This is a genomic window from Chitinophagales bacterium (assembly GCA_040877935.1).
Lineage (GTDB): Bacteria > Bacteroidota > Bacteroidia > Chitinophagales > CAIOSU01 > JBBDNB01.
Genome location: JBBDNB010000011.1, coordinates 21983 through 36063, shown reverse-complemented (window position 1 = coordinate 36063; position 14081 = coordinate 21983). Strand labels below are relative to the sequence as shown.

10 protein-coding genes are annotated in these 14081 nt (G+C 40.0%); 6 read left to right on the top strand and 4 right to left on the bottom strand.

Annotated elements, in window-relative coordinates; genetic code table 11:
* Positions 1-858 precede the first annotated feature (858 nt).
* The 6 genes from WD048_02685 (at position 859) to WD048_02660 (ending at position 11126) form a co-directional block, all read left to right on the top strand.
* On the top strand, positions 859-1581 hold the full coding sequence (locus WD048_02685; protein MEX0811095.1) for a LuxR C-terminal-related transcriptional regulator: 723 nt from the start codon (positions 859-861) through the stop codon (positions 1579-1581).
* Between the two features lie 648 nt (positions 1582-2229).
* Positions 2230-2997 carry a helix-turn-helix transcriptional regulator gene (locus WD048_02680; GenBank protein MEX0811094.1) on the top strand — a complete coding sequence of 256 codons (768 nt, stop codon included), beginning with the start codon at positions 2230-2232 and terminating at the stop codon, positions 2995-2997.
* 471 nt (positions 2998-3468) lie between these two features.
* Positions 3469-5271 (top strand): DNA polymerase III subunit gamma/tau, encoded by a 1803-nt coding sequence (dnaX, locus tag WD048_02675; GenBank protein MEX0811093.1) that lies wholly within the window; start codon positions 3469-3471, stop codon positions 5269-5271.
* Positions 5272-5275: 4 nt separating this feature from the next.
* Positions 5276-8197, top strand: a complete 2922-nt coding sequence (locus WD048_02670) for an insulinase family protein (GenBank protein MEX0811092.1) — start codon at positions 5276-5278, stop codon at positions 8195-8197.
* 12 nt (positions 8198-8209) lie between these two features.
* Entirely contained in the window at positions 8210-9535 is a 1326-nt protein-coding gene (locus WD048_02665; GenBank protein MEX0811091.1) for a pyruvate dehydrogenase complex dihydrolipoamide acetyltransferase, read from the top strand.
* 220 nt (positions 9536-9755) lie between these two features.
* Positions 9756-11126 carry a helix-turn-helix domain-containing protein gene (locus tag WD048_02660; GenBank protein ID MEX0811090.1) on the top strand — a complete coding sequence of 457 codons (1371 nt, stop codon included), beginning with the start codon at positions 9756-9758 and terminating at the stop codon, positions 11124-11126.
* Positions 11127-11480: 354 nt separating this feature from the next.
* Here WD048_02660 and WD048_02655 read toward each other — a convergent pair whose 3' ends face one another.
* The 4 genes from WD048_02655 to WD048_02640 all read right to left on the bottom strand — a co-directional run bounded on the left by WD048_02655 (position 11481) and on the right by WD048_02640 (position 14081).
* Positions 11481-11747, bottom strand: a complete 267-nt coding sequence (locus WD048_02655; protein MEX0811089.1) for a hypothetical protein — start codon at positions 11745-11747, stop codon at positions 11481-11483.
* Positions 11748-11750: 3 nt separating this feature from the next.
* Positions 11751-12077: a hypothetical protein gene (locus WD048_02650; protein ID MEX0811088.1), complete on the bottom strand. Its 327-nt coding sequence runs from the start codon at positions 12075-12077 to the stop codon at positions 11751-11753.
* A gap of 69 nt (positions 12078-12146) precedes the next feature.
* Complete coding sequence (locus WD048_02645; GenBank protein MEX0811087.1) at positions 12147-12920, bottom strand: TIGR02757 family protein; 774 nt, start codon at positions 12918-12920, stop codon at positions 12147-12149.
* A 21-nt stretch (positions 12921-12941) separates the two neighbouring features.
* Entirely contained in the window at positions 12942-14081 is a 1140-nt protein-coding gene (locus tag WD048_02640) for a cystathionine gamma-synthase (GenBank protein MEX0811086.1), read from the bottom strand.

The following is a 14081-nucleotide window of genomic DNA, read 5'->3' as shown; positions in this document are numbered from 1 at the left end:
CAGGGTAAAGCTAAGACGACTTTATCCGTCAACTTAAGATTAACATAACACTAGTTATTATTTTATTCATTAACTCTTAATGGGGTGTTTAGCTAATTATTTCCGCACTTAAAAAATCATTATAATATTGATTTCCAGCACATAAAATCATTTTTAGGGCATACGGAAAATATTATGAAAATAAAATTTCAAAAAAGTAAAAATTTGCAGTGTTTCCCATTTTCGAAAATGGGGCAAATATTAGGGGCCGTACAGCACAAACCTTTTATTTAAAAGGGTTACGGAGTATCAAGAGCAGTATTTTTACTCCAAATGCTCTTTAGGAAAAACAGTGAAATAGGCGTAAATCACCTAGGTGGAAATCTTCATTTTTGGCAAAAAAACTTAGTTTTGGTTTGTTAGTTGACTAGAGAATTGACTAGAAAGTGGTCAGACGACTTGAAGTCGTCCGACCACTGGCATCCAACCACTGAACGTAGCCCAATCCCCATAACTGTCTGACGGTTTTTACCCCATTGAAGTTCTTGTATGGTTGATTGGTTTGGGTCTGCCCGATAGTATAGGCGGCTAAATGCAGTAACCGTCTGACAGTTGTGTTTCATAACCTAAGCCTTCTTTGAAATTGGAACCTGACAGTGTTTGCGCCTAGATAATCTTATAGCAGTTTAAACCAAAATGTTAAAATGGTGTTTGACTCTAGCATTTTTTAAATCAAGTAAGGTTTAATAATCAGAAGCAAAGCAGTTTGAATATTTATTTTAAGGAAAAAGTAGTACTATTGTACTAGTTTTTTACACTAGTTTAAGTTTTTGTAGTCAAAAAGACCATAAGTCGTAAAACAAATAAATACATAAACCAATGGATTTTAAGGGACTAGAGGTAATAGAGCGTTTTATTAAGGAAATTAAATCACTCAACCTGAACAGCACAAAGAACTTAAAGGAAGTTTGCCTTAAAACCGAGTCGCAGCCCTACATGACAATCATTAACAAACTACCATCTGCTGAAGTGGAGTATATGAACCAATTGTCTATTGATTACTGCGGTATAGACAATAAGAAAGCCCGGACCATGGGCTTTAAATTTATCAATCTTTTTATACACAAAGACAATCTCGCCTCTATATATTATGGACTAGAACACTTTGCGCTCAATCCAAAAGAGCCATTGCGAATGTCCTGGAAAATCAAATTGCCGGATAGCGGAGAAAACCGTTGGATATTTGTGATATCATACGCGATTCAGTTGCACGATGAAAATAAGTCTGTCCAAGGTGCCAAATATATCCTCAGTTTTGTAAAGGATATCAATTCTTTATTTGAGGAAGACAGGGCCTTTAGGATGTTGAAAAAGAAACACTCACAAATAGATGCCCATTTAGATAAGTTCAATACCCTGACCAAGCGTGAAAAAGTAATCCTTAAAATGATAGTAGAGGAATGCACAAGTGAAAAAATAGGTGAATTACTGGACATCAGTGCCAATACTGTTAAAACTTATCGACAGAATATTATAAAAAAACTGGGCGTAAAAACTTCGGTAGGTTTGGGCAAATTTGCCTGGCTATTCGAAATGGAGTGAGGAAAGCAATTTTCATTTGTAGTGTTCAGACAACTTTGAGTCGTCCACTTTTTTGGAAGATATCATCTCTGCTGTGCCATAACTTTGCTATAACTGTCTGACGGTTTTTTACCCCATTGAAGTTACTGCGTGGTTGATTGGTTTGGGTCTGCCTGATGCTGTGAGCGGTTATATGCAGTAACCGTCTGACAGTTGTGTTTCATAACTTCAGCCTTCTTTGAAATTGAAACCTGTCAGCATTTACGCCTAACCTAAGAGCTGACATCTTTTTGGAAAGATGTCAGCTCTGTCTGGGCTTTCGTTCTGCATTTTCCAATGGGTCGTGACCCATTGGAGTTTGGGCTGGCGACCAGTGGTCAGCTTTTCTGAGACATATCAATAACAATGAAAAAACATCTCATAAGCTCAGCCATTATCTAACATTCAAAAAGAATATTGAATTTGTTTCAGGACAAACATATCAATAAACCCTCCTTCTCGCAATAGCCATTTTTGACTATCTTTTTGTTATTTAAATAAAAAAACGTATCATTAATAGTCATAAATGACTATTAATGACATTTATATTTGATGTTTTGTCTTATTGGATAGTTTATTTCCATAAACCCCAGCATTTTCTCATAAAGATATTCCGGCTAAAATATTTTAATGTTTGATCATAAATTAGAAATAACACTTCAGGAAATACTAGAATCCATTAATGAAAAGGTGCCCACTGAGGAATTGAATACCGCTACCGGCAGGGCCAAATTAGATGCCTTATTTAACCATGATAAACCCTATTATGTGGCAGTGGTAAATCCACTAAAGCTGAGTATCTATTATTTTTGTCCGCAAGCATGCGAATATATAGGCTATCCGGATATGGATTACAAAAAGGCAAATTTTGGCCTGGTATTGAAAGTGTTGGCCAAGGAAAATATGGGAATGGTTTATACAGGTGTGCAACATTTTTTATCAGAAGACAAGCATAAAATAATAAAGCTCAACTGCAAGGTAAAACGCCATGATGGTATGTGGAGAGATGTCTATTTAATATCTAAACTGATAGATGAAGGCAATGATTCCAAAGGGTATATAACCGTTTCAATAGTAGTGGATGTTCGGGAATATTTTGATCATGAATTTAAACAGAATACAGAACACGAGAACAATAACTTTGAATTAACGGAAAAAAAATTAATTAGAATCAATCAATTAAGCCCGCGCGAGAAAGAAGTTTTAGTAATGTACTGCAACGAAAAATCGGTTCAAGAAATTTCGGAAAACATGCATATTAGCGTACATACAGTACGTGCACACAAAAGGACCATCATCAAAAAATTAAACACTAAATCGCCCTATTCTTTAGCCAAATACGCCCTCTATATAATTTCCAATCCCGACTTAATGAATGGTGGAAAAGTAGATTTTTGAAATGATGGGCGGCTTAGTGGTCGTGCGACCACAAGCCCTGAGAGGGTTTGCGCCTAACCTAAGAGATGACATCTTTTGGAAAGATGTCAGCTCTCTGCTGGGTGCTTTCGTTCTGCATTTTCCAATGGGTCATGACCCATTGGAGCCTGGCAGGCGACCAGTAGACAGCTTTGCTGAGAAAAGGCAAAGGGTTATTCTAAGACTTGCTGTCCTGTCCTAACAGTCTGAATTTCCATTGAAGTGTAGTGGTCAGACGACTTTGAGTCGTCCGACCACTTATCCTGAGAGGGTTTCAGCCTAACCTAAGAGCTGATATCTTTTTGGAAAGACGACAGCTCTGCTGGGTTTTTAACAAAAGCTTATTATCTGAAAGAAAGGCAGAATTGGCAATTTGCTTTCTATCAATCCTTCTCATTGCCAATTCTAATCTTTAAATTTGTTCAATCCGCAAAAAGTCAAAGCATTTAATTAATGGAAAAATTTGTAGTATCAGCACGGAAATACCGCCCCTCGGATTTTGACGAGGTAGTAGGGCAGTCCGGTGTTACTCAAACGCTGCAAAAGGCTGTAAACAGCCAACATCTCGGGCATTCTTTTTTGTTTTGCGGTCCGCGCGGTGTAGGTAAAACAACCTGTGCACGCATATTGGCAAAAATCATTAACAAGCAATCTGAAAGTGATGAGCGCGATTATTCCATCAATATATTCGAGCTCGATGCCGCTTCCAACAATTCGGTGGACGACATAAAAATGCTGATTGACCAGGTGCGTATTCCCCCTCAGATTGGTGATTATAAAGTCTATATCATTGATGAGGTACATATGCTTTCACAATCGGCTTTCAATGCTTTTTTGAAAACCCTTGAAGAGCCGCCTACTTATGCCATTTTTATATTGGCCACAACTGAAAAACACAAAATTTTACCCACGATCTTGTCTCGCTGCCAGATTTATGATTTTAAGCGTATTTCTGTTAAAGACATTGTGGCGCACCTTGCGAATATTTGCAAGCAGGAGGGCATTGAATTTGAAGAAAATGCCCTGAACATGATTGCCCAAAAGGCCGATGGTGCATTGAGAGATGCGCTTTCCATGTTCGACCGTTTGGTAGATCGCAGCGAACAACGCATCAGTTTTGAATCCGTTATCACCAATCTGAATATTCTCGATCATGAATACTACTTCAGAGTTACAGATTTGCTGATGGCACAAGATCTACCCGAAGCACTTTTGCTCTTTGATGAAGTCCTGGGGCTTGGTTTTGACGGGGAAGAATTTATCTCTGGACTCAGCGAACATTTCCGCAACCTGATGGTCACTAAAGAGGCTAAAACCAAAGATTTGCTTGAAGCCGGCAAGGATTTAAGCTTGCGCTATCAACAACAGGCGCAATTGATTCCCAATGCATTTTTGCTCAATGCACTCGACCTGGCCAATGATTGCCAAATCAAATACCGAGCTGCCAGAAACAAACGCTTGCAAGTAGAGCTCGCTCTGATGAAAATTGCCCATTTGCCCGGAATATTAAATCCCGAAGCGCTAAAAAAAAAACCGCTGAAGCCTGAGCAGAAAAGCAAAACAGAAAATAATCATACACAGACAAGTAAAGAAGTTCCAAAAGTAGCAGAGCCAGAAGTTCCGCTGGAAAAGGAAAATCCTAAAACAGAAATTTCAATCAAAAAGGAGTCGGCTGAGGCACAAGAAAAAACTTCGGAAAACACAGAAAAGAATAGTGAAAAAAAAGCGCCAAAAACCACAGATAAAAAGCTTTCGGGCAATACTGTTTCTACCAAACCCAATGGCCTTAATACAGGGATAAACCTCTCCCGCCTAAAAAATCGCGATTTTGATACTTCAGAAGAAGCTAAGCAAAAAGAAGAAGCGGAAGAAAATTCTGTTCTTGATCCTGAAATAGATGAAACACAACTCAAAGAAGCCTGGGAAGCTCTCCGTGCAGATTTCAAAAAAAATGACAGCGTATTTTTTCCGATATTAGAGCATTCTGAAGTACGCCTTGCTGAAAAAGAAGTTTTCCTGATTTTTGACACTCAGGGAAGTAAAGAACTGTTTTTGTCGCGAAGTGAGGAAGTGCTGACCAAATTTTTTAAATATCTTGGTTCTAAAGTACCGGTAAAATCAATAGTAGAAAAATCCGTTGAAAACAATGCCCCTAAAAAAGTTTTTACTTCAAAAGACAAATGGGAATTTCTGCAGGAAAAAAACCCCGACCTCCAACTATTAAAAGAAAAATTACAACTTTATTTAAAAGACTAAACCCATGAAAAAAAACCTGATCCCCCTGTTTTTAAGCTGTCTTTTTTTACTTGCAGCCTGCAGTAGTGAAAAAAGTGCTGATGCTCCTGAATACCCTTATGAATCCGTAGAAGGCGACCCGCTTGATACCCGTATTTATACACTGGACAATGGCCTGAAGGTCTATCTTTCTGTCAATAAAAAAGAACCTAAAATACAAACCAATATTGCAGTAAGGACCGGCTCTAAAAATGACCCGCCTGAAACTACAGGGCTAGCACATTATTTAGAGCATATGCTTTTTAAGGGCACAGATGAATTTGGCACCATCAACTGGGAAAAAGAGAAACCACTTTTAGACAGTATTTCTGCATTGTATGAATTGCATCGCAAAGAAAAAGATCCTGAAAAAAAGAAAGCACTTTATGCTAAAATTGACAGTGTGTCTTATCAAGCTTCTAAATATGCTGCACCCAATGAATACGATAAAATGATTTCTTCCATTGGCGGAAGTGGCACCAATGCTTATACCTGGGTAGATCAAACAGTTTATGTCAATAATATCCCTGCCAATGAGCTGGAAAAATGGCTGGAACTTGAAGCAGAGCGTTTCAGCACCCTGGTGTTGCGACTATTCCACACCGAGCTGGAAACGGTTTATGAAGAATTCAACCGCTCACAGGACAGTGATTTTCGCAAATCTTTTAAAAATTTAAATGAAGGACTTTATCCACAGCACCCATATGGCACACAAACCACAATTGGAGAAGGCGAGCATTTGAAAAACCCTTCTTTAGTTAATATTCATAATTATTTCAACACTTATTATCAACCCAATAATACAGCTATTTGCCTGGCCGGTGATCTTGATTTTGATGAAACCATTAAATTGATCGATAAACATTTTGGCTCGTGGGAAGCCAATGAAATCCCTGAATTTGAACTAAAAGCACAACCAGAAATCACAAAGCCGGTAGTAAAAACCGCCCTGGGAAGTCAGCCCGAACACCTTTACATCGGATTTCGATTTGACAAAGCGGGTAGCCGAGAAGCCATGATGATGCGCCTGGTTTCAGGAATTCTGATGAACGGAAGTGCTGGCTTAGTAGATTTGGATTTATTGCAAAAACAAAAAGTACTAAAAGCGGCTTCTTACGAAAGCATGATGCACGATTTTTCATCGCATATGCTCTTTGGAATGCCCCGGCAGGGACAGGATTTGGAAGAAGTAAAAGACTTATTGCTGGCACAACTTGATTCAATAAAACAGGGCAATTTTGACGATTGGCTGGTTCAGGCGGTAGTTAGAGATTTTAAGCTTCAAGACATTAAAAGCTATGAAAACAACAATGCAAGGGTTTCAAAATTTGTCAATTCCTTTGTTGTAGAGCGGCCCTGGGAAGATATTGTAAAGCAATACGAGGTGATGGAAAAGATCACCAAAGAAGATGTGGTGGAATTTGCCAATAAGCATTATGGCAACAATTATGTGGTGTCATACAAACGCCTGGGAGAAGACACTACAGTGCATAAAGTAGATAAACCGCAGATTACTTCTATAGAAATTGACCGCGAGGGGCAATCCGATTTTTTCAAGGCATTTGAGGCCAAAGAAACCCCACGACTTGAACCTCAATTCATCGATTATGAATCAGAGATCAAAGAGGATAACCTTGCATCAGATATTCCTTTCTATTACACCAAAAATGAGGAAAATGAATTGTTCAACCTCTATTATATTCTTGATATGGGCGAAGATCACGATAAAGAAATGGCGCTGGCTGTTTCCTACCTGCCCTATCTTGGTACTGAAAAATACAGTCCCGAAGATTTACAGAAAGAATTTTTCAAGTTGGGGCTTGATTTCAGTGTAAATACCGGCAGATACAGAACCTATGTGAAGTTGAGTGGTTTGCAGGAAAGTTTTGAAAAAGGCGTAGAACTTTTTGAACATTTGCTCGCATCAGTTCAACCTGAAGAAGCTGCTTATACAGAAATGGTAAAAGGAATTTTAAAGGATCGCGCAGATCAAAAACTCCAAAAGGGTGTGATCCTGCGCCAGGGCTTGTTCAATTTTGCCAAATATGGTGAGGAAAACCCATTCACAAATATTTTGTCGGAAGATAAATTGAAATCAATTGATCCAAATGCCCTAATTCAAAAGATCAATGCACTGACATCCTACCAGCATAAAGTCTTTTATTATGGACCGGAAGAAAAATCTGCCGTGAAAAAAGTACTTGATAAATTGCACAAAGTGCCTGCAGAATTAAAAGCTTATCCTGAACCATTAAAATTTGAAGTCCAGAGACAAAGCAAAGACGAAGTCTATTTTGTAGATTACGATATGGTACAGACCGAGATGATTATTTTAGCAACAGGGCAGGAGTTCACTCCCGATCTGATGACTTTCAACAAGCTTTTCAATGAATATTTTGGTGCCGGATTGTCCTCTATTGTTTTTCAGGAAATTAGGGAATCAAAAGCATTGGCCTATGCAGCTTATGCCTATCAAAGTACTCCGCGCAAAGCAGATGAGCCTTTCCTTTCCATTGCATATATTGGCACACAATCCGATAAACTGCAAGAAGCAAGCAGCGAAATGCTCAAATTGTTAAACACTATGCCCAAAGCTGAAAAGCAATTTAAAGCAGCTAAGGAATCTGCTATGAAAAACATTGAAAGTGAGCGTACCGTAGGCGATGAAATATTTTGGTCCTACCAGCGCTTGCTCGACCTCGGCATCGATTATGACATCAATAAAAAACTTTACGAGGAAATACCCTCCTGGAATATTGATAAAATGGAAGAAAAGTTTCAGGAAGAAATTGCCGGCAAAAAACATACTTTCCTGGTAATTGGCAAAAAGGAAGATATGGATTTGGAAGTACTCAAAAACATTGGCACTTTTAAAGAGTTAACATTGGAAGAAATTTTCAATTACTAAAGAATAGGAAAAATGGCTGAAGTTATAAGAATGCCGCGCATGAGCGACACTATGGAAGAAGGCGTGATCGCTGCATGGCATAAGAAAAAAGGAGATAAAGTTTCCAACGGGGATTTGTTGGCTGAAATAGAAACCGATAAGGCCACTATGGATTTTGAAAGTCCTGGAGAAGGCACACTGCTCTATATTGGTGCAAAAGAAGGAGAATCAATTGACATCAATGCCATACTGGTGATCCTTGGAGATAAGGATGAAGATGTAGATGCCATTTTAAAAGAAGAAGAGAAAAAGGAAAAAGAAAAATCTTCTGAGAAGGCCGAAGAAAAGGCATCTGAAGAGGAGGAGGATGAAGCAGTAGAAATTCCCACAGGTGCTTCAAAACAAGCAGAAAGCAAATCCGCTGACAAAGAAAAGAAATCAGAAGAAAAAGAAGACTCAAAACAATCTCCTGAACTGGCAGATGTAGAAAGCAGTGAAGGAAGAATCAAAGCTTCACCATTGGCCAGGCGCATTGCCGCTGAAAAAAACATTTCTATCAGCAAAATAAAAGGCAGCGGTGACGATGGGCGAATCGTGAAAAAAGATGTGGAAGAATACCTAGAAAAAGGCGGTGCTGAAGAAACCGGAAAAATAGAGCTGCCAAAAGTCGTTCAGGAAGAAAGTTACGAAGATGTTTCGCTTTCGCAAATGCGCAAAACCATTGCCAAAAGACTGGCAGAGAGCAAATTCAATGCCCCGCATTTTTACCTCACTATGGAAGTGAAAATGGACAGGGCTATGGAGGCGCGCAAAAAACTCAATGAAGTTGCTCCGCTGAAAATCTCCTTCAATGACATTATAGTAAAAGCCACAGCACATGCTTTGAAGAAACATCCGCAGGTGAATTCCTCCTGGCTGGGCGATAAAATCCGCATCAATCACCATGTGAATATTGGTGTGGCCGTGGCCGTAGAAGAGGGTTTGTTGGTTCCTGTTCTCAGATATACCGATGCTAAATCTTTGTCGCACATCGCACAGGAAACGCGCAAGCTAGCTGAAAAAGCCAAAAACAAAAAACTGCAAACTGAGGAAATGCAGGGCAATACTTTTACCATTTCTAATCTGGGCATGTTTGATATTGATGAGTTTACGGCCATTATCAATCCGCCCGATGCCTGTATCCTTGCAGTGGGCAAAATCAAGGAAGTGCCTGTTTTGAAAGACGGGGAATTGGCATCCGAAAATATTATGAAAATCACATTGAGCTGCGACCACCGCTTGGTAGATGGCGCTACAGGAGCTAAATTCCTGCAAACACTAAAAGCTTATTTGGAAGAACCGCTGGCGATGTTGGTTTGAGTAAACTATGACCTCAATGATTTATATCATTGATTATCGTGGAGATAGAGTGTGCTGAAAGTTGAATTCTTTTAGTCATTCACCTTCTCGTTCGCCAGTCCCCGATGCAGAACTTCAAACGAACGCAAGTTAAGCTCACGTAATTTGATAAAGTTTTTATGAACTATACCTGAACCATGAAAATTCACTGGAAAATTTTTAACAAATAGCCTGACTAAAAATGGACAAAAAGCTCACAGCAGAGGACATACAAAGCATCGTACAGGCAGGGGAAGGCTACAATGCGGAATTTAAAATCCGTGTTCCTACTAAGCTAAAGGAAATCAGCGAAGAAATTTGCGCCTTTGCCAATGCTGCCGGAGGGGTCTTGTTAATTGGTGTAAGTGATGATAATGAAATACATGGAGCCCGGGTCAATAATGAAAAGAGATCGGCCATTCAAAATTCCATCAATGAAATCAACCCACATATTGCCGCTGAAATGTATGCTGTGGAAATTGAAGGAAAGACCGTTTGGGCAATAGAAGTAAATTCAGGCACACAAAAACCTTATGTTTTATCCGGTGCCATCCATGTGAGGCAAGGCCCAAATACACAAAAGCTGACCACTGTGGAGCAAATGCGGGACTTTTTTCAGCAGTCAGATCGCATTTATTTTGATGAAGCTCCATGTATAGATTTTGAACCGAATTCAGCTATTGATCAAGAATGGTTTGAGGAATTTCGGGCATTGAGTGGACTTTCAAAAACAGTAAGTCAGGAGCAAATAATGCATAATCTGAAACTTATGCTTCCTGATGGAAATATGAAAAATGGTGGAGTTTTGTTCTTTGCGACAGCACCTGAGCAATTTATTGAAACCGCGCTTATCCGCTGTATTGCGTTTGATGGAACTACCAAAACGCAAATTTCAGACGACAAACCCTTTGGTGGTCCACTGATGCGGCAATATGAAAAAGCCATGCAATGGTTAAAAGAGAAGTTGAATGTGCGGTACGAAATTGAAGGTGGTGGCCCGAGAAAGGAGATATGGGAAATACCCGAAACGGCTTTAAAAGAAGCTGTAATCAATGCGCTCTCTCACCGTGATTACTACGACAAAGGTGCTAAAATCACTATTGAGCTATTTAAAGACCGGGTTGAGATCAGTAATCCCGGAGGACTGACCAGTGCCATTTCTTTGGCCGATTTTGGAAGCAAAAGTCACAGTCGCAATCCGCTGATCTTTGGGTTGTTTGTTCGCATCCACATGGTAGAACAGGTAGGCTCTGGCATTGGCCGGATAAAGGATCTAATGAAAGCTGCCCAACTTCCTGAACCTCAATTCAAAACTGAAGGGATATTCACTTTGGTTCTACACAGGACTGTGGAGAAAACTGTGGAAGAAACTGTGGAAGAAACTGTGGAAGAAACTGTGGAGATAATTCTAAATGCAATGAAGACTAACCCAAAAGTTACAGCAAAAGAATTGCAGGAAAAAACTGGCTTATCGAGGAGAGGGGTAGAATATCATTTGGATAAATTAAAAAAGGAAAACAAAATTAGACGTAAAGGCTCTACAAAAGCAGGGCAATGGGAGGTTTTGGATTAAAAAATCCTATTTCCATAAATAGAGATTGTCAGGCAGTCACTGCTGGCGATGTTGGTTTAGGTTTTTTGCTGGCTGTGTAGGGGGTGCTGCTAATTTCATTGAAATATTTCACGATATAATTGCTGCGTAACCTACAATTAATCCTTCCTCAGGGCTTTGTTTACCGTGAAAAATGGGCGCAATTTCCATTTTTCAAAAATAAACAGGCGCAAAACTATAGCAAACCCTAAAAGCTTATTTGGAAGAACCGCTGGCGATGTTGGTTTAGCTCATTTTAATCATTCCCCTGAAAAGGGGAATCCCCAAAAGTTTACCACAGCATTGTTTTTATAGATGGAGGTCCCTCTGTCAACCTCAAGGTCTGGGGAGCTTAGTTCTTTCTACTTGCCATCGTAGGCCTTCCCAACCGCATTTGCGGCATTTGTAGCGTTTAAAGGGCAGGATGTATAGGGTCATTACAATCAGCATTTTATCATTAAAACTGCGGTGTTTACGGATAAGTACATTTGTACATTTCGGACAAGATTCTTTCTTTAAAATCCCGAGTGCCCTGAAAATCAGCAGGCACAATATTGATGCGATCAGTACAACAAGGATAAATACAACGTCATCTATAATCATCTGCTATAATTTACCTTTTTTATAAGCTTCCCGTGTCTTAATTTTTTCCATCTGGCGCAGGAGTATCATTTCTGCTATAATTTTCGGGCCTTTGTCAAATTCACTTTTTGCCAGTGCTTCCCTCACTTTTTTTTCATCCACATCTATGCGGTACAGAATATACAAGAGCCGCTCAAAATCATTGTCGATCAAATGGGCTATTTCGCTGCTCAGTTGAGCCACAGCCATTTCCCAAAGGGCTTCTTTGTTGTTTTCTGTCGTTTCAAGGCTATCGAGCTCAAAATGGTTTTGAAGCAGCTGATGGCTTTGTTCCAGGAATACTTTTTCCATACATGCAATTTACTGTTTTTTTAAGAACCTAAGTTCGGAAATTATTTATTGCTCAGAGCTTTTAAATAATTATCGAACTCTGGTTAATACTCCCATTCCAAATAAAGCAAAATCGTATTTCACCGGATCTTCAGGATCAAATTTCCGCAATTTACTGGTCAGTTCCTTTACTGCTTTCCAGTTGCTGCCTGCTTTTTTCAATAATCCGAGTTCCAATGCCACCCGCTCCACATGTACATCCAAGGGACAAAATAGCTGACTGCTTTTAATGCTTTTCCACAAACCGAAATCCACGCCACTTTCATTTTTGCGCACCATCCAGCGCAAATACATATTCAGCCTTTTGCAGGAAGAATTGCGCAGCGGAGAAGCAATGTGCTTTTTTGTTCTTTCGGGCGCAGCTTCCAGGGCAAAAAATCGCTTTCGAAAACGGCAAAGGGCTTCTTCTAAATCCTGTTCGTTTTTTTCGGGTAGAAAAGCTGTCTCCAGCGATTTGTGTGTGGCATAATAATGTTTTAAAAAATGCACAAAATACAGCAAGTCGGTATCATTGAAAGTACGGTGTTTAAACCCGAGCAATTTTTTCAGGTCTTGTTCTTCGTGTTGGAGCACAAATTCATAGGGGCTGTTGTCCATTCGTAGCATCAGCTCATTGGCCTTGCTGATTATCGTCTTGCGCTGTCCCCAGGCAAAAACTGCTGCAAAAAGCCCGGCAATTTCTATATCCTGTAATTTGCTGAATTTTCGCGGAACCGAAATCGGGTCGGAAATAATAAATCCGGGTTGTTCAAAAAGCGCTGCCTGTTGGTCTAAGAGTGTTTTGAGTTCTTTTTGGCTAAGCATGAATCTAAGGGTTAATAAGCCCTAAGCCAGTGCCTGTTCTATATCTTCCAACAGATCATCAGCATCTTCTATTCCTACGCTTATTCTAATCAATGAATCGAGCACACCTGTTTTTTCCCTTTCTTCTAATGGAATGGCAGCGTGGGTCATAGTAGCAGGATGTCCTGCAAGTGACTCAACTCCACCGAGGGATTCTGCCAGTGAAAACAATTTGGTGCGGGTTAAAAAATCGTAAGCTGCTTCCTGCGTGTTTATTTTCAGGCTAAAGGACAACATACCTCCAAAACCGCGCATTTGCTTTTTGGCTATTGCATGGCCGGGATGATCGGGCAGCCCCGGGTAATTCACTTTGCTGACTTTTGGATGTTCAGAAAGAAACTGAGCAATTTTCATGGCATTTTCGCAATGCCGCTGCATTCTCAGGTGCAGGGTTTTTATGCCGCGCAGTGTAAGAAAAGCATCCTGTGGACCGGGAACAGCACCACTTGCATTTTGAATAAAACGCAATTGTTCAATAATGGTAGCTTCATTTACTACAACTGCTCCGATAACCACATCGGAATGTCCGCCTATATATTTTGTGCCGGAGTGAATGACCATATCTGCTCCCAAATCGAGCGGATTTTGAAGATAGGGTGAGGCAAAGGTATTGTCCACACAAAGCAATACGCCTTTTGCTTTGGCAATTTTTGCAATCGCCTCAATATCTATAACACTCATCATTGGGTTGGAAGGGGTTTCCAGCCAAATGAGCTTTGTTTTATAGCTGATCAGTTTTTCGAGCTTTTTAGTATCCTGCATAGAATCGTAAACAAAATCCAACCCATACTTTCTAAAAACTTTTTCAAAAGCCCTGTAAGTGCCTCCATAAAGATCATTGCAGGAAAGTATTTCATCTCCTGGGTTGAACATTTTTACAATTGCATCGGTGGCGGCCAGCCCGCTGGAGAAAACCATGCCTTCTTTGCCATTTTCTAATGCCGCCAGGTTGTTTTCCAGTGCAAACCGCGTAGGATTCTGGGTTCTGGAATATTCATAGCCCTTGTGCTTCCCTGGAGACTGTTGCACATAGGTAGAAGTCTGGTAAATAGGTGTCATAATAGCACCCGTAGTGGGGTCTGGGCTGATGCCAGCGTGAATAGTCTTGGTTCCGAATTTCAT

Bases quoted from the DNA above. Each gene is read 5' to 3' on its own strand.
- WD048_02645 (MEX0811087.1), bottom strand. From the start codon at position 12,920: ATGCTTAGCCAAAAAGAACTCAAAACACTCTTAGACCAACAGGCAGCG.
- dnaX (MEX0811093.1), top strand. From the start codon at position 3,469: ATGGAAAAATTTGTAGTATCAGCACGGAAATACCGCCCCTCGGATTTT.
- WD048_02665 (MEX0811091.1), top strand. From the start codon at position 8,210: ATGGCTGAAGTTATAAGAATGCCGCGCATGAGCGACACTATGGAAGAA.
- WD048_02685 (MEX0811095.1), top strand. From the start codon at position 859: ATGGATTTTAAGGGACTAGAGGTAATAGAGCGTTTTATTAAGGAAATT.
- WD048_02670 (MEX0811092.1), top strand. From the start codon at position 5,276: ATGAAAAAAAACCTGATCCCCCTGTTTTTAAGCTGTCTTTTTTTACTT.
- WD048_02655 (MEX0811089.1), bottom strand. From the start codon at position 11,747: ATGATTATAGATGACGTTGTATTTATCCTTGTTGTACTGATCGCATCA.
- WD048_02640 (MEX0811086.1), bottom strand. From the start codon at position 14,081: ATGAAATTCGGAACCAAGACTATTCACGCTGGCATCAGCCCAGACCCC.
- WD048_02650 (MEX0811088.1), bottom strand. From the start codon at position 12,077: ATGGAAAAAGTATTCCTGGAACAAAGCCATCAGCTGCTTCAAAACCAT.
- WD048_02680 (MEX0811094.1), top strand. From the start codon at position 2,230: ATGTTTGATCATAAATTAGAAATAACACTTCAGGAAATACTAGAATCC.
- WD048_02660 (MEX0811090.1), top strand. From the start codon at position 9,756: ATGGACAAAAAGCTCACAGCAGAGGACATACAAAGCATCGTACAGGCA.